Genomic DNA, 21,770 nt, shown 5'->3' on the forward strand with positions numbered 1-21,770 from the left:
GTGATCGCCGCCGTACAGCCCGTCGCCTCTGAGAAGGTCATGCAGGTGATGGATCGGATCAATTCCAAGTGGGGTCGAGGCACGCTCCGCCTGGGCGGGGTGCCGGTGACTCCTGACTGGGGATGTGTCGGGAAATGCTCGGCCCAAGCTATACCACACGGTTAGATCAGCTCTGGACAGTGAGGTGAGGCACACCCCAGCGCTGCTAGGAAGCCGGCTTACTGCTCAGAAGAACCACCTTACCAGTGGCTACGCCCTTCAGTTGAGCTAGTTCGAGAATCAGGGTCTGATTCACTGAGGCCAGTCGAGCCAGATCCTGGCTTAGCTGTGCGTTCTCCGCGCGCAATGCTCTGTTCAGCTCCCTCTCCTTCAACAATGCTTGGTGCTTCGAATCGCGCTGTGCTCGGACTGATTTCCCCATCAGACCACGAATGCGTTCAGCCACGGCTGGGTAGGTGTTGTGGATGAGACCTGGAGTGACCCCTGCCGCTTTCGCTACGCCAGAAATGGACAGCTTTCCGTTTGTTGAAAGGATGCCGTCGATGACCTTATCGAGCATCTCCGAGGTCTTCTGTCTGGAGCGTCCGGAGGATCGTTGCGCAGTTGGCTTATTGGTCAAAGTCGGCACCTTCAAGTTCGCGTTGGGTCACTGTCGCGAGCGTCCAAAGGAGACAGGCCAAGGCTGCTGATTACGTCGAATGCGACCTGCATATCACGTTTTGCCCGTTGCCTTACAGCCGGCCCGGCATCGTCGATTTCCATCAGCTCCAGCTGATGCGAGTAGATCCCCTGCCACGTGGTGGCAAAGGTCTCGTCAATCACAGAGTGTTTGCAGCCAGGACAACGGGTTGCCTCATACAAACCAGCCCCACCACAGCCCCGTTCTGTCGCGATGCACCAGCCATGACCAGTCGCTCGAATGTTTGCATGGGGGGCTGTCTGGGCCAGCAAGGCACTCCGATCTTTGATCGGAATGGCACGTAGCTCCATGATCCTCTCACCCGCCCCTCCAGCAAGTGGCTGATCATCCAACCACGACTCGATGAGATCGATCTTGAATTCCGTCATCTGTTGGAGGATTTCATCCCGTAAACCGATAGCGTCTTCTGCTTTATCTAGGTAAACGATGACACTGGCTCGCTGTCAACTCAGAACCGCAATATGCGTGCTCATGTCGAAAACCAAAACTCCTCCTTCCGCAAACCCCTGCACGGCCGCAAGCGTATCGCTAGTCACCTTCTCTATGAGGGCAAGACGGCTTGTAGCATCCATGTTTGCAAATGATGGAATCGAAGTAGCAGCCCCTAATATTGAAATTTGTACAAATTTTTCAGGTTCAGGAATTCGGACAGGTAAAGTTATAGCGGCGACCTGCACATCTTTGAATTGGGTGCTGAATAATTGATGCAGCGTTTCTTCATTACCCAAAGAAAACGCGATATCCAAATCAGCAACTGGCACATCAAGATGCTTTGAAATTGTAGAAAACAGAATCTGGTACAGGGGTTGTTGGCTCAACGACTGCCATACGCTGACAACTGCTTTACCGCCCGGTCGCAACACTCGTCGCATTTCGAGCACTGCTGCAGGCTGGTCCGGGAAGAATTGAAACCCTTGTTGGCAGAAAATAATATCGAAAGCGTTGTCAGAAAAGTCGAGCTGCGTTGCATCCCCCGGATGCCATGTAATGGCAGCCCCATCTGGAAGCAGTTGTTTGCTGCCAACCTTCAGCATGTCGGGATTTATATCGACCGCAATGACGCAACCATCCTTCCCTACCAGCGGCGCCACCTGCCGCGCCACACTACCCGTGCCGCATGCCAGATCCAGGACATGATCCCCAAACTGGGGGGAGACCAGTTCAAGCAGAACCCGCGTCCACGGATCTGCAATATTCCGGCTGAGATAGCGTTCGTATACCTCTGCGGGCTCCAGGCTTGGTTGAAATTGTGTGTCCATGGCGTGACTCCGCTGTTGAATATTTCGACCGGGCTTCTGGCTAGACTGAAGCCCGGGCTATTTTGGCTTCATCGAAGCTGGTAGAACCTTACTAACGAACGTTACGGTAGGTGATTCCATTCGGATTTGGACCAACCGAAAATGTGGCGATTACCTTTTCTTTCCTTACATCAATGGCGCTTACCGTATTATCCACGTTATTGGTGACGAACATAAAATCTCCGTCATCACTGGCCACCAGACCGTGCGCCCCTTTCCCCGTTACTATCGTACTCACAACTGTCCTGTTGTTTGTATCAATTACAGTAACACTATCATCTGGGTCGGCCGCATCGCCCTGGTTCGCGACATACATTTTAGCGTCTGATGCGGCGAATAGCTGGATAGGGTTGCGTCCTACGCTAACACGATCGACCACTTTTCTCGTCTCGGCATCTATGATCGCCACCTTATTTTCATCCCGCAATGACACATAAACGTATTTACCATCCGGCGTGTATGCTACTTGAACGGGAGCTTGGCCCACATGGATTCGTGCCGCTTCCTTGAGATTTTCTGTATCTATAACTGACACGCTATTATCAGTGACGTTAGCGATATAAAGCTCATCACCATCCGGGCTCAGGCGTAAGCCATGGGGGTAACTTCCAGTCTCAACTTCTGCAACAACGGTTTTCCTCTGCGTATCAACGACCGTCAAAATATCATTATCCGCATTTGTGATGTAGGCATAGCGCCCGTCCTGACTGGTTACGACGTGGGCAGGATGACTGCCTGAAGGAAGAGCCTCCAGTACATTTTCCGGCTGCTCAGGATCCATCAGCAGTAACCCCTTTGCACCACCTTCCGCTTGGCCATGGCCACCATGACCGCCTTGCTCTTTCGATCCCGATTTCGGGCTACCTACAGCGAGTAATATCTGCCCATCAGGGGATATCTGAACATTATGAGGCACGATGGAAATAGCTGTAGTGCTCACAGCCCCTGTTCGCAGCTCAATTGCACTGATTGAGCCGTCACCCTCATTGGCACTATAGACAACGGCATTGGGCATGGATGCCGCATGACCCGTACCGATGGAGAGGGCTAATGAAACCGCTACGAGGGTAGGACGAAGCCTAAGCATAGTATAAATCTCCAGGACAAAATGGGATTAGGTATGTTCTATGCAAACAATAGTTGGCAATTTCTGTCTGGAGTATGACTTCTTAATTACCGTTCTGTCATATAGCCGCGGCGTAGTGAGGTAGCAGAAGCCGCCCTGGGTTACAAAGTTGTAATAGAAGGGCAATCATCCTGACAGGCGCTACAGGATAAAGTTGACACTGCCACGCCATGCCAGCCCCCTGTCAGGAGAGAAAATATGAAATGCGATATTAAAACGATGTTGAAGGCTGGTATTTGGCTAGCAGCCCTTGTTACTGGTGCCTATTTGGTATTTCCTGGCGCCCGCGAATGGCTTATAGGAATGAGTCCTTTCCTACTCTTACTTCTGTGCCCATTGATGATTATTTTCATAATAATGGGCATACGATCGTGCCATGCGGACACACACAACAAGGATGAAAAGCGAAGCGCTAGCGGTGATAAAACATTTTGAAGAATAACGAGCCAACTCAATTACAGAGCTGATTTAACGCCGCTCATCACGCTAGCAGGTTTTTATTGTCGAGTTTGTGAAGTGAAACTTACACGCATTATTTTATCGTTCCTGGCACTGATGCTGGTGTCCATACCCAGCATCAGCTCAGCGCAAGAACGCAGCTCCCCGCTTACCTTTTCTGACACTACATCGTCATATTCTATTTCAGGCAACAGCGGCCTTTTCGGTTCGATTCAAGGCTGGCTTGGCGGCGCTGATGCTGCCCCTGCCCTGCTGCCACCAGACGAGGCCTTTAAGGTATCTTTGACTGCCAGCAGTCCTGACTCGTTGATAGCCACGTTAATCGCAGCAGACGGCTACTATCTGTATCGCGATAAGCTGGCGTTCAGTGTTCAGTCTGCCGATGCTGTCATTGATCATGTCGAGCTTCCACCGAGTGAGCTGATAGATGACCCTCTTTTCGGTCGTGTGCCGGTTTACTTTGGCGCCATACAGGTGCCTATCACGCTCGGCATTCCTCCTGGGTCGAATCCCGATATGCTGACCCTGGATATCGCCTACCAGGGATGTAACGATCCGGTAGGCGTGTGCTATCCGCCTGAGCAAAAATCCTTGTCCGTTTCACTCGATGTGCCAACTCAAGCACATCTTGAAGCCGGCAGGAATAACAGTACTCCAAAGTCCACAAGCGCTGGAACATCAGAAAGCTCGCTTGTCCGAGAGTTGTTCGGTCAAGGTAACACCTGGGCATTGATCGCTGCGTTTTTTGGATTTGGTTTGGTTCTAGCGTTTACACCCTGCATGCTGCCCATGATCCCGATACTTTCGGGGCTGATCGCAGGACAGAGCCCTGCGTTAAGTCGTAGACATGCTTTCGGTCTGTCGCTGGTTTATGTTCTGGCCATGGCATTGACATACGCCCTGGCTGGGGTCGCTGCTGGTCTAGCTGGAACGATGCTGACGGCGTACCTGCAGAATCCATGGGTCCTGGGCAGCTTTGCAGGAGTTTTTGTACTTCTTGCCTTCTCCATGTTCGGGTTTTACCAGCTTCAGATGCCGTCTTTCATTCAGAGCAAACTCTCCGGGTTGGCGAACCGAACAGCGGGCGGCAAGACAGTCAGCGTGGGCCTGATGGGAGCATTATCAGCGATCATTGTGGGCCCCTGCGTCGCTGCCCCGCTGGCTGGTGCCTTGTTGTATATAGGCCAGACAGGCGATGTGGCTCTGGGCGGGGTGGCGCTTTTCTCCATGGCCATAGGCATGGGGATCCCCTTGTTGGTCTTTGGTACTACAGCAGGTGCGTTGCTACCAAAAGCCGGGCCGTGGATGTTATCGGTCCAGCGTTTTTTTGGCGTAACTCTGCTCGCCGTTGCTATTTATATGATCTCTCCGATCATACCTTCGGTGATTCACATGGGACTATGGGCTGCTCTGCTCATCGTCTCCGCAATGTATTTGAAAGCACTGGACCCTCTTCCTGACAACGCCTCTGGTTTAAGACGCTTCGGCAAGGGAGTTGGCCTCATAACCTTGGTATACGGCCTGGCTCTGTTGATCGGCGTTCTCTCGGGTGGGCGAGACATCTTGCAGCCGCTGGATGGCTTTGGAGGTAAATACGCCTCGGAGGCGAGCTCCTCGACCGAACTGCAATTTGAACGGGTTACCAGTCTCACTGAGCTTGAATCTCAAATCCAGGCGGCTGACGGGCGCTACGTAATGCTCGATTTCTGGGCGGACTGGTGTGTCTCCTGCCATGAAATGGAGCGATTTACTTTCGCCGATGAGCGGGTCAAAACACGTCTCAAGGATGTGGTGCTACTGAAAGCTGATGTGACCGCCAATAATTTAGATGATAAAGCCTTGCTTCGACGTTTTGGGCTTTTTGGGCCGCCTGGCATCATCTTCTTTGATCAGGAAGGCTTAGAAATCGACTTTCAGGTGATTGGATTTCAATCTGCTAAAAAATTCATTCGTTCGCTCGACAGCGCTATCCCTCTCTGAGTGCGCCGCGTACTCCTGACGCTTGGATTACAAAAAAGTAATGCAGGCGTCACTCGTGTGACAGCTCGATTTGACTAGAGTCAAGTAACCGCTGCCGATGGTCCAGTCCCAGCGTATCTCATTGAGCCATCGAACTACCTGATAAAGGATTCTCATTGCGTGAAACACTTAACTGAACTCCCCATTCTTAACCCAGGTTTGTCTCGACGCCGTTTTGTTCAAGGTTTGGCAGCCGGTGGTGTATTGCTGAGTCTGTCTCCTTTGGCGCGCGCGACTGGCCTGTTGTCAGGCGCGGGCACGAAAACGGGCACCGCTAATATTCTAAGCGGTACCCAGTTCGATCTGGAGATAGGTGAGTCCGCCGTCAACTTTACAGGCAACCCCCGCATAGCCACGACCATTAACGGCTCACTGCCCGCACCAACGTTACGCTGGCGTGAGGGAGATACGGTCACCATTCGCGTGACGAATCGGTTGAAGGAAACCACATCGATTCATTGGCACGGCATCATCCTGCCATTTGAGATGGATGGCGTGCCGGGCATCAGCTTTAGAGGGATCCAGCCTGGCGAAACCTTCACCTACCAGTTCAAAGTGCAGCAAAACGGCACCTACTGGTACCACTCGCACTCTGGAATGCAGGAGGCGACCGGGGTCTACGGGGCGATCATTATTGATCCCGCTCAAGACGACCCAATTCGTGCAGACCGCGAATATGTCGTTCAGCTGTCTGACTGGACTGACGAAGACCCGATGCGGGTGCTGGCGAAGCTCAAAATGCAGGGTGATTACTACAACTACAACCAGCCTACCGCAGTAGATTTCTTTCAGGACGCCTCCCGCATTGGGCTGAAGGCAGCCATTGATAAACGCAAGATGTGGAATGAGATGCGGATGAGTCCGACGGATCTGGCCGATTTGTCAGCTGACGTACTCACCTATCTGATGAACGGCACCACTCCCGCAGGCAACTGGACAGGGCTGTTTCGGCCCGGGGAGCGCATCCGCCTGCGCTTCATTAACGGTGCCGCCAATACCTTCTACGATGTCCGTATCCCAGGTCTTCAGTTAACCGTTGTTCAAGCCGACGGCATCAACGTCGAACCCGTTACCGTAGATGAGTTCCGGTTCGGGCCAGGGGAAACCTACGATGTTCTGGTGCAGCCAAAAGATGATGCTCACACCATCTTTGCCCAAGCCATGGATCGTACAGGTTACGCGCGCGGCACACTGGCTACCCATGCCGGTCTTGAAGCGCCCGTCCCAGCGATTGATCCAGTCGAATGGCTTTCCATGGGAGACATGATGGGCGCTATGGGGGGCGGCATGGCCGGGATGAGCCACGGCGATATATCGGGAATGGATCACGGCAACATGAAGGGCATGAATCATGCCGGCATGGGCCATGGCGCAATGACTGCAGCTGGTGCCAGTACTGAAGTACGCCACGCCAGGACTGAATACGGGGCGAGTATTGATATGCGAGTCGATACACCGCGTACCAACCTGGACGACCCTGGTATCGGTCTGCGCAATAACGGACGGCGCGTGCTCACGCTGGCCGACTTGCACACCATCGGCGGCCCGATGGATCCGCGCGGTGCAGAGCGTGAGATCGAGCTCCACCTGACCGGCAATATGGAGCGCTATACCTGGTCATTTGACGGCGTGGAGTATGGCAAATCGACGCCGGTGCGTTTTCATTACGGCGAGCGGGTCAGGATCATATTGCACAACGACACCATGATGACGCACCCCATGCACTTGCACGGCATGTGGAGTGAACTGGAAACGCCTGACGGACAATTTCTGGCACGACGCCACACAATTCCTGTGCAACCTGCTCAACGCATCAGCTTTCTCGTGACGGCTGACGCTCTGGGGCGATGGGCATGGCACTGTCATTTGATGCTGCACATGGACACGGGGATGTTTCGTGAAGTGGTGGTGGCATGAAAACAACACTCAACAGCTCAGGCATCCGGATCATGAATAGCCTCTTTAAAAAGAAACTGCTTACTGCGGCGATGGTTACAGGAGTTGTGCTGCCGTTGTTCGCCCATGGGCAAACCCAACATGCAGGGCACGCGGAACATATGCCTGCCGCACCAAAGTCCAGCGTACCCGCGGAGGCCACTGGCATGAATCATGGAACCATGGACATGTCGGATATGGACCATAGCTCCATGGACATGACAGGTATGGACCATGGCTCAATGTCAGGTATGGATCATGGCAGTGGCGAAATGGATCACGGCGATATGCAGATGCAAGGCGGCTCGGCACCACCTGACGCCCGCGACCCCGATGCCTACTCTGATGGGTTTGAGCGCAATGCAGGTAAATTTGCGCTCCCCCCATCAGATGCACTCATCATGTCGGATATGCATAAGTTCGGTTCCGTTTATTTCGATCAACTGGAGTACGTCAAGGCGCGAGGTGAGGAGTGGGCTGCATATGAGGGCGAGGCCTGGTACGGCAGCACCTACAATCGTGCGGTCATCAAGGCTGAAGGCGAAGTGGCCAGCGGCAAGCTCCGGGAGTCCGAAACGGAACTGCTATGGCGCCATGCAGTTTCTACCTTTTGGAATACCGAGCTTGGTTTTCGGTTTGACCATGCAGACGGCGCGCCGAATCGAGAGTGGCTTGCATTCGGCTTCAAAGGACTGGCGCCCTATTGGTTTGAAGTAGATGCAACCGCTTACGTCGGCCCGAGCGGACGTACTGCCCTGGCCTTGGAAGCGGAATACGACATCAGACTAACCCAGAAGCTCTACTTGCAACCGCGGATGGAAGTGAACTTTCATGGCAAAGACGATGAGCGCTGGGGAATCGGCAGTGGTTTGACCGATGGCACTGCTGGATTACGCGTTAAATACGAAATAACTCGACAGCTGGTCCCTTATGTTGGTGTGGAATGGGCTAGCAAATTCAGTAAAACAGCGGATTACGCCCGGGCAGCGGGAGAGTCCAGACAGGAAACCCGCTTTGTGACTGGCCTGAGCTTCCGCTTCTAACAACGGCTTTTTAACTGGGTAGTTCTATCAGCTACCCCACTAATCGACTCTTGGAGAGCATTCACTATGAAAAAGACTTTTACCATTCTCGCGTTCAGTCTGCTGCCAGCCTTTGCTATCGCAGCAGTTGACCACTCCGGGCACGACATGCACGGAATGCACGGACATGACATGTCGACCATGTCGCACGCTACTTCTACAGTGGGTCAGCCCGGCGATCCGGCAAACGTCTCCCGGACGATTGAAATCATCATGGATGACAACATGCGCTTCACTCCCAGCGATATTCAGGTGGAAGCTGGTGAAACAGTTCGTTTTTTTATCAAGAACGTAGGACAGGTGCCGCATGAAATGGTGATTGGCTCAATAGAAGAGCTCAAGGCGCATGCAGCTGAAATGCTGGCAGCACCTGGCATGGAACACGAAGAGCCGAACATGATTACTCTACAACCAGGCAAGGTAGGCGGTCTGGTGTGGCAGTTTGATCAGCCAGGCAAGGTTGATTTTGCATGCCTTATTCCAGGCCATACCGAGGCGGGGATGGTAGGCAAGGTTGAAGTCATCTGAGCCACATAAATGTCTGGAAGAAATAAAATATTAGGAGCGATCGGCGTTGCGATAGTTGGCGCCGTCGCCTTCCTTTATACGGCCACACGTGAGCCTGGCCCGGAATTCATAGATCCTGCCGATCAGAATCTGGTCATGCTTGGTCAGTCCATCTACGTAACGCATTGCGCGGTCTGTCATGGGGAGTCGCTGCAGGGGCAGGAAAACTGGCGCCAGCGTCTCCCCAATGGGAGATTACCCGCGCCGCCCCATGACCCAACCGGACATACGTGGCACCACTCGGACGCCATGCTGGTGGATATGGTAAGAAATGGCCTGGTTCCCGGCAGAACGGCGCCGCCCGGCTACGAAAGCGATATGCCTGCATACCGGAATATTCTGGTTGATGAGGATATTGTTGCAGTGCTGGCTTACATTAAAAGTACCTGGCCACCTGAGGTTCTACACGCGCAGAAACAAACCACCCTGCGTCAGCAATGACGCAGGGTGTGCGATACGGGGTACTTTCTTATAGCTAGAAAACCGAAGAAAAATGGCGAGTAGAGACTCGCCATTTTTCGTTATGTCTTCGACGTATCCAGCTTAAACCGAACCGCGAAGCCGCAGTGAGTTGAATACAACGGACGCTGAACTCAGACTCATCGCCAGGGCTGCAAACATCGGTGACAGAAGCAGCCCGGCAAACGGGTACAGAACGCCAGCGGCCAGCGGAACGCCTAGCGCATTATAAATAAACGCAAAACCCAGGTTCTGCTTCATATTAAGAACAGTCTTGTTTGACAGATCCCGGGCAATCGAGATACCCCGCAGGTCTCCTTTTACCAAGGTGACTTGCGCACTGTTCATCGCTACGTCCGTCCCGGTTCCCATAGCGATACCGACATTCGCCTTGGCCAGTGCCGGGGCATCGTTGATGCCGTCGCCCGCCATCGCAACGATGCAACCTTCGGACTGCAGCTTGTCCACCAGCTCCAGTTTATCGGCCGGCTTCACTTCACCATGTATTTCATCAATGCCTAACTGGGCGGCGACCGCTTTGGCCGTTGAGATACCGTCACCGGTGGCCATGATGACCCTGATTCCTGCGGCCTTGAGCGCCTGTACCGCTTCTGGGGTGCTCTTCTTGATGGGGTCGGAAACGGCGAGTAGGCCGACCAGTGTGCCGTCAACCGCCAGGTACATCACACTCGCACCCTTTGTCCTCCATCCCTCAGCGGTGGCAGCCAGGCCATCAACATTGACGTTATCCTGCTGCATGAACGCAGTGTTGCCCAACAGCAGTGTTTTGCCTTCAACCTTGCCCCGTACGCCTATGCCGCTACCCGAGTCAAAGTCGTCCACTGGGCTGAGCACCAAATTACGTTCGCGCGCAGCGCTGACAATAGCGTCAGCCAACGGATGCTCGCTGCCTTGATCGAGGCTGGCAGCCAGGCGCAAGATTTCATCGGCGTCCAACTCGCCAGCGGAAACAGCCTGATCGAATGCGGGTCGGCCTTCTGTCAAGGTGCCGGTCTTGTCTACGATGAGCGTATCGACTTTGCGCAGATTTTCTATTGCTGCTGCATCACGAAACAGAACACCCTGGGTTGCGCCTCGTCCGGTAGCAACCATGACTGACATGGGCGTTGCGAGCCCCAGCGCACAAGGGCAAGCGATGATCAGAACAGCGACCGCATTGATCAGGCCATAGACCCAGCTTGGCTGCGGGCCGAACATGCCCCACACGACCAAGGTGAGGATGGCGATGGCTACCACCGCCATGACAAAGTAACCCGCCACCAAATCAGCCATCCGTTGCATCGGCGCCCGAGAGCGTTGGGCCTGAGCCACCAACTGGACAATTTGTGACAACACAGTGGCCGAGCCGACTTTCTCCGCCCGGATCACAAGTGCACCAGAGGTGTTCATCGTTGCCCCTATGACCTTGTCACCCGGGCGCTTGCTGATGGGTAACGATTCACCAGTCAACATGGATTCATCGAGAGAACTTGCACCCTCTTCAACAATGCCATCGACAGGAACTTTCTCACCGGGACGTACGCGTAAACGATCACCTTCATGCACATGCGTCAGCGGTACATCTTCTTCTGTTCCGTCTGCATTGATACGGCGGGCCGTCTTGGGCGCCAGACCGAGCAATGACCGGACGGCAGCGGATGTCTGGGAACGCGCGCGAAGCTCCAGCACCTGACCAAACAGCGTAAGGGAAATGATCACCACTGCGGCTTCGAAATAAACCGCCACACGCCCCATGGACATGAATGTTTCCGGAAATATACCGGGAGCTACGGTTGCCAGCGTGCTGTAGACGAAGGCGGCACCGGTACCCAAGCCGATGAGCGTCCACATGTTGGGACTGCGGTTGACCACTGATTGCCAACCCCGTACGAAGAACGGCTGTCCGGCCCACAGCACCACGGGAAGCGACAGTACAAGCTCTATCCACGTTTGCGTCGCCATCTCGAACCAGCCAAGCTGTGGCCCAAACATGGCAAGCACCGTGACAATGACGGTAAAAGGCAATGTCCACCAGAATCGCCTGGAAAAATCGTCCAGCTCGGGATTGTCATCTTCCAGACTGGGCATCAGGGGTTCAAGTGCCATGCCGCATTTTGGGCAGATGCCGGCATGATCCTGCCGTATTTCCGGATGCATCGGGCAGGTATAGATTGTGCCTTTGGCCGCTTCCGGAGGTGGCTCTGAGGCTGGCGATAGAAACTTCTCAGGATCATGCTCGAATCTATCCATGCACTTGGTGCTGCAGAAATAGTGAGTTTTACCCGCATGCTCAACATGGTGGGTAGAGTCTGCCGTTACACGCATGCCGCAGACCGGGTCTGTAAGCTCTAAACCCGTGCTCGGGGGTGTATGGTGATGACAGTGAGACTCAGAATTAATGTGCGCCATGGATTAGCACCTTTTTCAAATAGGCAGGCAATGTGCGCCGCGTTTAATCGGCTTCTTATAGGTAGGGGATTACATGAATCATGATGCCATAAGTTTATTAGCTAAAGATGACCAGGTTGCTCTCGAATACATTACATTTTTGTCATGCGGTGAAAAAAATATTTTCTCATCGAAATAGTTTGGTTTCACTCCGTCAACATTACATATTTGTAATGTCCAGGTCATGTTGCGGGAAGATTCAGTTTTTAAAATAGATAATGACATGAGCTGGCTTTCGTGAGCTGAACTGTAAAATGGAGTGAAACGATGAAGATTCTCATCGTAGAAGATGAAGTAAAAACTGGGGATTATATCCGGCAGGGCCTCATGGAATCCGGCTTTGTGGTAGATCTCGCCCGTACTGGGCTCGATGGTCACCATCTAGCGCTTACCGGCTCGTATGACTTGATTGTCCTTGATGTGATGCTACCTGATGTGGATGGTTGGCGAATCGTGCAGTCATTGAGAGAGGCCAGATCTACCACGCCTGTATTATTTCTCACCGCAAGGGACAGTGTAGAAGACCGGGTCAAGGGTCTGGAATTGGGAGCGGACGACTATCTGGTCAAGCCTTTTGCTTTTTCGGAGCTGCTGGCACGAGTACGTACATTGTTACGGCGCGGTGCTGCGCCGGTTTTTCAGGATCAACTCCAGGTGGCTGACCTGGTGCTGGATATACCTCGCCGTCGCGCACAGCGACATGGCGTGAGGATCAACTTGACCAACAAGGAGTTCGCCCTGCTTGAACTCCTTGTGCGGCGCCAAGGGGAAGTGTTACCACGCTCATTGATCGCTTCCCAGGTGTGGGACATGAATTTTGACAGTGACACCAATGTCATCGATGTTGCTATCCGGCGGCTGCGCGCGAAGATCGATGATGATTTTGAACCAAAGCTGATTCATACCGTACGCGGCATGGGTTATATGCTTGACGTGACACAGCCAGGTTAGCCCATGAAAAGACGCCCGCTATCTCTGGTCGTTAGACTCACCGTCTCCATTGGCGCTGTGATAACCGCTGTTCTCCTCACCTTTGGCTGGATGATGGAGCGCTCTATCAATAATCATTTCGTCCAGCAGGATGTGGATGAGCTCAACTCAGTAGTTCAGGCGTTGCAATACCTCCTCGCGACCGTACCGGCCGATATACCCGCCGACGAGCTGCATCAGCGTCTCGCTAGCGTGGTAACAGGCCATCGTAACGCCCAATACCAGATCAGGACCGAGAGTGGGTCATTGATCTACTCGACACCGGGTTTCAATCTGGACACCTTCGCCCGAACTGCCCGGCCCGTAGAAAACATCACTATCGATACGGTTGAGAGCTGGAATGATCACCAGGAAGCGTTCCGTGGTGCGGTCTTGTGGCTCGAATCAGGCCGGCTTGAAGACGCCTCCAGGCTCAGGCTCGCGGTAGCCACGGGTATCGACTTTCATCTGCATTATCTGGACAGTTTTCGAAGCTACCTCCGGATTGTCACCCTTTTTGCGTGCTTGATAGCCCTGCTGGCAACCTGGTTCGCCGTTTATCAGGGGCACGCTCCTATTCGACGTATCAGTAGGGAGATGAGACGCATCAGATCTGATCAGCTGCATATTCGTCTTGAACCGCAATCCGTGCCTGCCGAGCTGGTAGAGCTGACGGTGTCCTTCAACGACATGATTGGCCGACTTGAGGATGTATTTCGACGCCTCTCGGACTTTTCCGGAGACATCGCCCACGAGCTACGGACTCCTATTACCAATCTGCGCACCCAGACTGAGGTAGCGCTGACCCAGGCTCGCAGCGTGGAGCAGTACCGGGAAGTGCTGTATTCCAACCTCGAAGAATATGACCGCATGGCCAAGATGGTCGGTGACATGCTTTTCCTGGCTCAGGCTGATAATCAGTTGCTTAAGCCGGAATTGGTCGATATCGATCTCCAATCAGAGCTGAGAAACCTTTTCGATTACTTCAGCGCTTGGGCAGAAGAGCGGCAGGTTCTGCTGGAGAATGCCGGAGAGCCGGTTCATGTGCTTGGCGATCAACTGATGATCCGTCGTGCATTGAGTAATCTGCTGTCCAATGCAATCCGGCATACTCCGGAGGGTGAGAGCGTGATGACCACCCTTAAAGCGCACTCCGATAGCGTAAGAATCCGCATAAAGAACCCCGGCCCACCTATACCTGAAGAGCATTTGAATCATATTTTTGAACGATTCTACCGGCTTGATGCATCCCGCCAACGAAGCAGCGAAGGTGCGGGGCTTGGCCTGGCCATCACTAAATCGATTATCGAAGCGCACGGCGGGAAGATCAGAGCGTTCTCCACAACGGAGGCAACCACGTTTGAGGTTCAATTACCTCTAAAAATGGAGTAGATGACGACATTGCTGCCCTGGAGCTCGGCAACCACAGGGCAGCGGCCAGGAATTACGCTGCCATCCGCTCGCATTCTTCTGCACATTTTCTGCAAGCTTCGGCGCACCGCTGACAGTGCTCCATCTGATGTTTCCCGCATTCCTCTGCACAGGCCCGGCACACCTTCGCACACAGCGCACAAAACTCCTTGGCCAGCTCACTATCACGGCTCATTAATACGGCCGCCAGCGAACAAATATCTGCGCAGTCCCGATCAAGCTCAATGCAACGAGCCATCGCTTTCACGTCTTCCTCACGCAAGCATGCGGAAGCGCACATTTCACATGCCTGAGCACATGCCCAACATGCCTGGATACAAGACTGGTACATGGAATTAGTCATTGCGTTCTCCGGAATCGTTGTTTCATCGTTAAACATAGTTGCTTGAGAGCTCCTTCAAGAGTCGCCCACATGAAATACGACCGACATGAACTGACCCCGTTCAGGCGATCTTCATTACAATTCTGTAAGGAACATAACCCTTCGCTTTTATTTCAGAAGTATCTCGGTGCGTTTTGTAGTGACGGATGGCCCAACCCCGATCTCTGACATAAATGTCATTTTCAGGTCAGGCTCAAGTCAGGTTATTTTCCATATACTCTGTGTAAATACGGCAAGAACCATAGGAAGGTTACATCGTGGTTTAGCTGCTTATGGATTAGCTATGAAGGCGATTATGCGACTCTTGCTCCTGCTATTAGCGCTTACGTTTCCCATTAATGGGATCGCGCAACTGTATATGTCAACATGGCCGTCAATGCATCACGCCACGCTTGATGGTGAATCTGAATGTCATGGCGCGCAGGCGCAGCAGGACAAGCCCCCCGTCTGCAAAGCAGAACACCAATGCAACCTAGCTAGCCTTCTTCAAGTCCTTGCGGGAAAAGCACAGGCGATCCCCTTGGCAAAGCCCATACCTATTCCATACGTCCGCTCACTCCTCGCTCGAAGCCCAGACAGCGTCTGGCATCCACCCCGTACACAACTGATCTGATTCAAGTCTCAGCCTGGATTTAATACCCCGGGCTGGTTACTGCGCGCCTTTGGCTCGCATGGATGATCAGGAATTTAACATGAGATCTAATAAACCTAGGGCTCCGCTCTGCGCGGTAACCTTGATCGCGGGTGTGCTGTTATACCCAACATTCGCGGCGGCATTAACGCTGGAACAAGCTTTGCAGTTAGCCGAACAGACGGCTCCTTCGCTGGAGGCCAGGGCAGCAGATGTGCAAGCTGCGCAAAGCTCGGCGGTCTTTGCTGGCGAACTCCCCGACCCGAAACTGACGCTCGGGTTGCAAAGTGTGCCTATCGAAGGCGAGTCACGCTGGCGGGCAGACAGGGACGCCATGACCATGCAGATGATCGGAGTGATGCAAGAGGTTCCAAACCGTGCCAAAAGACGGGCGCGAACTGAAGCAGCACAAGCCGGCATCGAGGCCCGTGGTGTCCAGCAGTTTGCGGAGCTTTTAAATATCCGCCAGGAAACTGCCGAAGCATGGCTTGCCGCCTTCGCAATCGAGCAAAAGCTGACTCTTTTCAAGGGTTTTTACCATGAGAATCAGCTTTTCTCGCAAGCTATCAAAGCGCGTATTGCCGGAGGGGCAGGCCAGACAGCAGATAGCGTCCTGCCTCAGCAAGAGGCCGCCTTGCTCGCCGAAAAAGAGGATGAGCTGTTAACCATGCGGACAATTGCGCGAGCCGAGCTCCGGCGTTGGATAGGTGATGCTGCAAGCCAGAGTCTTACCGGCGACTGGCCCGAATGGCGAGCTGATCCGGCGTCGTATCAGCAGAACCTGCAACGCCGCCCTGCCTTACTTGCCTACGAACCTATGACACGCGAAGCAGAGGCCAAGGTGCGCCAGGCTATCGCCGAGAAAACGCCGGATTGGAGCTGGGGCGTCGATTATCTTCGCCGCGGCAATGAGTTCAGCGACATGGTGAATATCAGCGTCAGCTTTGACCTGCCTATTTTCACCGGCTCCCGTCAGACCCCCAAAATTGCGGCCGAGCGCGCAAAACTCAGCCAGTTAGAGGCGGAACGTGAAGTAGCCCTCCGTATACACACCCAGCAACTTGCCGCCGATCTGGCTGAGTACCAGCGCCTCGACCGCGCTCTGGCGCGCCTTGATCAGACGTTATTACCTTTGGCCGAGGAGAAGGTTCGCCTTTCTCTGGCTGACTACAGCGCCGGTACCGGTGAGCTTACCTCGGTGATCGATGCACGACGCCAACTGGTCGACACACGTCTGCGCCGCGTGGATACAGCGCGCGACAGATCGCTCAGCAACGCTCGTCTGCACTTCGCCTCTGGAGATACCCAACCATGACCACCCCATTTAAGCGCATTGCTTTCAGTCTCAGCTCTTCCCTGATCATCCTGGTCGCAACTATGGCCGGCCTGCCTGCAGCAGGCTTTGCTTCTGAAATGGCAGACAAGGAGGTGCTGTACTGGTACGACCCGATGATGCCGCAACACAAGTTCGATAAGCCCGGCAAATCCCCTTTTATGGACATGGATCTCGTGCCTCGATATGCAGACGAAGCCGGTAATGGTGCAACCATGAGCATTGATCCAGGTATCACGCAGAACCTCGGTATGCGACTGGCCACTGTACAGCGTGAGTCGATGAACCAGTCATTCAGGGCAGCAGCCACATTGGCGTTCAATGACAGGGATGTGGCGATAGTGCAGGCACGCAGCAGTGGCTTTGTCGAGCGCGTTTACGACCTTGCCCCAGAGGATGTCATCGCCAAAGGCGCCCCCCTGGTGGATATCTTCGTGCCTGCCTGGGCAGCGGCTCAGGAAGAGTACCTGGCTATCAGTAAGGTAGGCGATGCACAGCTGCTCGCAGCCGCGAAACAAAGGTTACGGCTTACGGGCATGCCGACAGAAACAATCGGCCAACTGGAAAGAAGTCATAAAGCACACCCGGTCTGGACAGTAACAAGCCCAATAGGCGGGACAGTGAAGACACTGGATGTGCGCCAGGGGATGACCGTGCAAGCGGGTGACTCTTTGGCCAGCGTCAATGGGCTGGACACCGTCTGGCTGGAAATTGCGGTACCCGAGGCGCAGGTTACAAACCTGGCTCCGGGACAAAGCATCACCGTGCACCTGCCCGCCTTTGCAGGCGAACCGCTTGAGGCAACCATTCAGGCGCTGTTGTCGCAGGCCAATCTGGACAGCAGAACGGTGCGCGTTCGTGCTGAGCTGCCCAATCCCGAGCAACGACTTCGCCCGGGCATGACCGCCGAAGTGACACTGAACCGGAGCATAGAGCATGCGCTGGTCGTTCCTGCGGAAGCGGTTATTCGCACCGGTCGGCGTGCCTTGGTCATGCTGGCGGAAGCAGAGGGACGTTACCGCCCCATCGAGGTGCGTACCGGGCGCGAGTTCGGCGACAAGACCGAGATACTCGACGGCCTGGAGGCTGGCCAGACAATCGTCGCCTCTGGCCAGTTTCTGCTGGACTCCGAGGCAAGCCTGCGCGGTTTGACAGCGCAAACTCTGGAAGATGTTGATCATGCTCATGGGCCAGTCCTGCATGAGGCCGAAGGCACAATCGTCGGCCTGGAAGATGGCATGGTGGGCCTGTCGCATGGGCCGTTCAAAACACTGCATATGCCCGGGATGACTATGGCTTTTCCGGTCGCGGACCCATCCCTGCTTGCAGGCGTGCAAGTGGGCAGTCGGGTTCGTGTTGCCGTACGCGAGAGCGACGAGGGACTGATCATTGAACACATCGAAACACTGGAGGCCCCAGAATGATTGCTGTCATTATCCGGTGGTCGGTAGCCAACCGTTTCTTGATTCTGCTGGCCACCTTGTTTGCAGTGGCCTGGGGCGTGTGGTCGGTCAAGAATACTGCAATGGATGCGCTGCCTGACCTGTCCGATGTTCAGGTCATCATCCGTACGCCCTTTCCGGGGCAGGCGCCACAAATTGTCGAAAATCAGGTGACCTACCCGCTGACGACAACCATGTTGTCCGTGCCGGGGGCCAAGACTGTTCGTGGCTACTCGTTCTTCGGCGATAGCTTCGTTTACGTCCTGTTCGAGGACGGCACTGATCTCTATTGGGCTCGCTCACGGGTGCTGGAGTATCTGAGTCAGGTGCAAAGCCGCCTGCCTGCTACCGCCAAGCCCGCTCTGGGGCCTGACGCTACCGGGGTGGGCTGGATTTACCAGTATGCGCTGGTAGACCGCACGGGAAATCATGATCTCGCCCAGTTGCGATCGCTGCAGGACTGGTTTCTGCGCTACGAGCTCAAAACGTTACCCAATGTGGCGGAAGTGGCTCCCATAGGCGGAATGGTCAAACAGTACCAGGTGGTGCTGGATCCGGTGCGCATGGCCAGCAGAGGGGTGACTCAGCAGCAGATCGCCCAGGCGATTGATGAGGCCAACCGGGAGACAGGCGGCAGTGTGCTTGAACTGGCGGAAACCGAGTTCATGGTGCGTGCGACGGGATATCTGCAAACCCTGGATGACTTTCGCGCCATCCCCCTGCGTCTCGACAGCGGCGTCCCGGTAACCCTGGGGGACGTAGCACATATCCAGCTCGGCCCGGAGATGCGTCGTGGTATAGCCGAGCTCGATGGTGAAGGTGAGGTGGTGGGAGGGGTGGTTATCCTGCGTAGCGGCAAGAACGCACGGGAAACCATCGCCGCAGTCCAGAACAAACTGGATGAGCTTAAGGCCAGCCTCCCTGAGGGGGTCGAAATCGTCACGACCTATGACCGCAGTAAGCTGATTGATAGTGCGGTCAAAAACCTCAGCTCCAAACTCATTCTAGAATTCATCATCGTGGCACTGGTATGTGCGCTTTTCTTGTGGCATTTGCGATCATCCCTGGTGGCGATTGTTTCCTTGCCCATCGGCATCCTGATTGCTTTTATCATCATGCAGCGCCAGGGCATCAACGCCAACATCATGTCCTTGGGCGGCATCGCCATTGCGATTGGCGCCATGGTGGATGCGGCCATCGTAATGGTTGAGAACGCACACAAACATATCGAAAGCTGGCACCGAAAACATCCTGACGCCACCTTGAAAGGCGAGGCGCACTGGAAGGTGATCACCGAGGCGGCCGTCGAGGTTGGGCCAGCGCTGTTTTTCTGTCTGCTGATCATTACGCTTTCGTTCATCCCGGTGTTTACCCTCGAAGCTCAGGAAGGTCGGTTATTTGGCCCGCTGGCTTTCACCAAGACCTATGCCATGGCAGCGGCGGCGGGCCTATCGGTCACCCTGGTGCCGGTGCTGATGGGCTACTGGATTCGCGGGAAAATCCCCGACGAACACCGTAACCCGCTTAATCGCGGCCTCATCAAGGTATATGAGCCCGTGCTCGACGCAGTGCTACGCTGGCCAAAAACAACCCTGGGGGTCGCCGTTCTGGTCTTTCTGACTGGTTTATGGCCTGCGTCTCAGCTGGGCGGCGAGTTCCTGCCACGCATGGACGAAGGCGACCTGCTGTACATGCCTACGGCGCTTCCCGGATTATCCGCAGCCAAAGCATCGGAGCTATTGCAGCAGACGAACCGGCTGATCAAAACAGTCCCGGAAGTGGCGCGGGTATTCGGCAAAGCCGGCCGCGCCGACTCAGCCACCGACCCGGCGCCGCTGGAAATGTTTGAAACAACTATCCAGTTCAAGCCCAGGGACGAATGGCGGCCAGGCATGACCTCTGAAAAGCTGGTGGAGGAGCTGGATCAGGCAGTACAGGTACCCGGCCTGGCTAACCTCTGGATACCACCGATACGTAACCGCATCGACATGCTCGCAACGGGTATCAAAAGCCCGATAGGCGTAAAAGTGTATGGCACTGATCTGGCGCAGATTGAAAAAACCACCCAGGCAATTGAGGACATAGCCAAAACGATACCGGGTGTCACCCTGTCGTTGGCGGAAAGACTGACCGGTGGACGCTACATCGATGTGGATATTGATCGGCAGGCGGCTGCACGTTACGGCCTGAATATCGCTGACGTGCAGGCCATAGTCGCAGGCGCTATCGGTGGGGAAACTATTAGTCAAACCGTCGAAGGGCTCGCCAGATACCCCATCAACCTCCGTTACGGGCGCGAATGGCGCGACTCAATCAGCACCTTGCGTGAGCTCCCGATATTCACGCCCCAAGGCGCGCAGATCACCCTGGGCACCGTTGCCAACATCCAGGTGGTTGATGGGCCGCCGATGCTCAACAGTGAAAACGCCAGATTATCAGGTGTGGTTTACATTGACGCGCGCGGTCGGGACATGGCTGCAGTGGTCAGCGACCTGAAAGACAGGATCAACGAGAGTGTCGAGCTCGGAGCCGGCATGAGTATCAACTACTCGGGCCAATTTGAATTCATGGAGCGGGCCAATGCCAAGCTGAAGCTGGTGGTACCCGCCACGATGCTGATCATCTTTGTACTGCTCTACCTGATATTTTCACGTATTGGCGAAGCAATGCTGATCATGGTGACCTTGCCTTTCGCTCTCACCGGTGGCGTCTGGTTCCTGTACCTTCTGGATTATCACTTTTCCATTTCCGCTGGCGTCGGCTTTATCGCCCTGGCGGGCGTGTCAGCAGAATTCGGCGTGATCATGCTCCTTTATCTGAAGAACGCCTGGGTTGAAAGACAGGAAAAAGGCGCACAGGGCGAAGCCGATCTACTGGATGCCATTCATGAAGGGGCCGTACAACGGGTACGCCCGAAGGCCATGACAGTTGCGGTCATTATCGCGGGATTATTGCCCATCCTGCTGGGCAGCGGCACCGGTAGCGAAATCATGAGCCGTATTGCCGCCCCGATGGTAGGAGGGATGATCACCGCGCCCCTGCTGTCCCTGTTTGTACTGCCGGCGGCTTATTTGTTAATGCACCGCAAGCGCTCACGACGCTTAACAACACAACCGACTAAAATTGGAGAAAATTGATGAGACTCATATCTGCAAGTATCGCGATGCTATTGTTAACGCCTGTTGCTGCCACAGCTGCGGAGCAACCAGGACATAACAATCACATGAATCATAACGCGATGAGTCAAAGAGCACCCGCAGAAACCGCAATTGCCACCGGCACGGTTAAAAAGATTAATCTGGAAAGCGGAATGATGGTGATCGCCCATGATCCCGTTGAATCCTTGGGCTGGCCGTCGATGACCATGAGCTTCAAAGCTTCGCCTGATCTAATGCAAGACCTGAAGGAAGGCGATGTGATCGAGTTCGAATTCACATCCAGCGGCATGCATTCGACCATAATCAGTAAAGATAAAATGTAAGCGAGAAA

18 protein-coding genes and 1 pseudogene are annotated in these 21,770 nt (G+C 54.4%); 13 read left to right on the forward strand and 6 right to left on the reverse strand.

Going from position 1 to position 21,770, the window contains the following annotated elements; genetic code table 11:
* Positions 1-188: pseudogene (locus H6X51_RS14690) on the forward strand (DUF4113 domain-containing protein); the annotation flags it as partial.
* Positions 189-205: 17 nt separating this feature from the next.
* Here the strand turns inward: H6X51_RS14690 and H6X51_RS14695 are convergent.
* The 4 genes from H6X51_RS14695 to H6X51_RS14710 all read right to left on the reverse strand — a co-directional run bounded on the left by H6X51_RS14695 (position 206) and on the right by H6X51_RS14710 (position 3,085).
* Positions 206-559: a hypothetical protein gene (locus H6X51_RS14695; RefSeq protein WP_008567186.1), complete on the reverse strand. Its 354-nt coding sequence runs from the start codon at positions 557-559 to the stop codon at positions 206-208.
* A gap of 71 nt (positions 560-630) precedes the next feature.
* On the reverse strand, positions 631-1,068 hold the full coding sequence (locus H6X51_RS14700; protein WP_235991362.1) for an integrase: 438 nt from the start codon (positions 1,066-1,068) through the stop codon (positions 631-633).
* 75 nt (positions 1,069-1,143) lie between these two features.
* Positions 1,144-1,959, reverse strand: coding sequence for a class I SAM-dependent methyltransferase (locus tag H6X51_RS14705; protein WP_185268243.1), 816 nt, complete (start codon positions 1,957-1,959; stop codon positions 1,144-1,146).
* Between the two features lie 91 nt (positions 1,960-2,050).
* On the reverse strand, positions 2,051-3,085 hold the full coding sequence (locus H6X51_RS14710) for a cytochrome D1 domain-containing protein (protein WP_185268244.1): 1,035 nt from the start codon (positions 3,083-3,085) through the stop codon (positions 2,051-2,053).
* 237 nt (positions 3,086-3,322) lie between these two features.
* Here H6X51_RS14710 and H6X51_RS14715 point away from each other — a divergent pair, with 237 nt between their 5' ends.
* The 6 genes from H6X51_RS14715 (at position 3,323) to H6X51_RS14740 (ending at position 9,627) form a co-directional block, all read left to right on the forward strand.
* Positions 3,323-3,559, forward strand: coding sequence for a DUF2933 domain-containing protein (locus H6X51_RS14715; protein ID WP_074777421.1), 237 nt, complete (start codon positions 3,323-3,325; stop codon positions 3,557-3,559).
* 81 nt (positions 3,560-3,640) lie between these two features.
* Positions 3,641-5,563 carry a protein-disulfide reductase DsbD gene (dsbD, locus tag H6X51_RS14720; RefSeq protein WP_221627364.1) on the forward strand — a complete coding sequence of 641 codons (1,923 nt, stop codon included), beginning with the start codon at positions 3,641-3,643 and terminating at the stop codon, positions 5,561-5,563.
* Positions 5,564-5,722: 159 nt separating this feature from the next.
* Positions 5,723-7,519, forward strand: a complete 1,797-nt coding sequence (locus tag H6X51_RS14725) for a copper resistance system multicopper oxidase (protein WP_328795692.1) — start codon at positions 5,723-5,725, stop codon at positions 7,517-7,519.
* Positions 7,516-8,580, forward strand: a complete 1,065-nt coding sequence (locus H6X51_RS14730; protein WP_185268245.1) for a copper resistance protein B — start codon at positions 7,516-7,518, stop codon at positions 8,578-8,580. Before H6X51_RS14725 ends, H6X51_RS14730 begins: the two co-directional genes overlap by 4 nt.
* A gap of 66 nt (positions 8,581-8,646) precedes the next feature.
* On the forward strand, positions 8,647-9,147 hold the full coding sequence (locus tag H6X51_RS14735; RefSeq protein WP_185268246.1) for a cupredoxin domain-containing protein: 501 nt from the start codon (positions 8,647-8,649) through the stop codon (positions 9,145-9,147).
* A 9-nt stretch (positions 9,148-9,156) separates the two neighbouring features.
* Positions 9,157-9,627: a c-type cytochrome gene (locus tag H6X51_RS14740; protein WP_185268247.1), complete on the forward strand. Its 471-nt coding sequence runs from the start codon at positions 9,157-9,159 to the stop codon at positions 9,625-9,627.
* Between the two features lie 102 nt (positions 9,628-9,729).
* Here the strand turns inward: H6X51_RS14740 and H6X51_RS14745 are convergent, their stop codons facing one another.
* Positions 9,730-12,054, reverse strand: coding sequence for a heavy metal translocating P-type ATPase (locus tag H6X51_RS14745; protein ID WP_185268248.1), 2,325 nt, complete (start codon positions 12,052-12,054; stop codon positions 9,730-9,732).
* Positions 12,055-12,360: 306 nt separating this feature from the next.
* Between H6X51_RS14745 and H6X51_RS14750 the strand changes: the two genes are divergently transcribed.
* Positions 12,361-13,044: a heavy metal response regulator transcription factor gene (locus tag H6X51_RS14750; RefSeq protein WP_185268249.1), complete on the forward strand. Its 684-nt coding sequence runs from the start codon at positions 12,361-12,363 to the stop codon at positions 13,042-13,044.
* A gap of 3 nt (positions 13,045-13,047) precedes the next feature.
* Positions 13,048-14,454 (forward strand): Imm58 family immunity protein, encoded by a 1,407-nt coding sequence (locus H6X51_RS14755; RefSeq protein WP_185268250.1) that lies wholly within the window; start codon positions 13,048-13,050, stop codon positions 14,452-14,454.
* Between the two features lie 52 nt (positions 14,455-14,506).
* Here the strand turns inward: H6X51_RS14755 and H6X51_RS14760 are convergent, their stop codons facing one another.
* Entirely contained in the window at positions 14,507-14,836 is a 330-nt protein-coding gene (locus H6X51_RS14760; RefSeq protein WP_185268264.1) for a four-helix bundle copper-binding protein, read from the reverse strand.
* A gap of 731 nt (positions 14,837-15,567) precedes the next feature.
* Here H6X51_RS14760 and H6X51_RS14765 point away from each other — a divergent pair.
* From H6X51_RS14765 to H6X51_RS14780, 4 genes are read left to right on the forward strand one after another with little or no spacing between them, the layout of a single operon-like run.
* On the forward strand, positions 15,568-16,821 hold the full coding sequence (locus tag H6X51_RS14765; RefSeq protein WP_185268251.1) for a TolC family protein: 1,254 nt from the start codon (positions 15,568-15,570) through the stop codon (positions 16,819-16,821).
* A complete protein-coding gene (locus H6X51_RS14770) occupies positions 16,818-18,263 on the forward strand; it encodes an efflux RND transporter periplasmic adaptor subunit (protein WP_036988922.1) in 1,446 nt (481 codons plus the stop codon). Before H6X51_RS14765 ends, H6X51_RS14770 begins: the two co-directional genes overlap by 4 nt.
* Positions 18,260-21,418, forward strand: a complete 3,159-nt coding sequence (locus tag H6X51_RS14775; RefSeq protein ID WP_185268252.1) for an efflux RND transporter permease subunit — start codon at positions 18,260-18,262, stop codon at positions 21,416-21,418. Before H6X51_RS14770 ends, H6X51_RS14775 begins: the two co-directional genes overlap by 4 nt.
* On the forward strand, positions 21,418-21,762 hold the full coding sequence (locus H6X51_RS14780; protein ID WP_036988919.1) for a copper-binding protein: 345 nt from the start codon (positions 21,418-21,420) through the stop codon (positions 21,760-21,762). Before H6X51_RS14775 ends, H6X51_RS14780 begins: the two co-directional genes overlap by 1 nt.
* The last annotated feature ends 8 nt before the right edge of the window (positions 21,763-21,770 follow it).

Source organism: Halopseudomonas xiamenensis (genome assembly GCF_014219065.1).
GTDB classification, from domain to species: Bacteria; Pseudomonadota; Gammaproteobacteria; order Pseudomonadales; family Pseudomonadaceae; genus Halopseudomonas; species Halopseudomonas xiamenensis.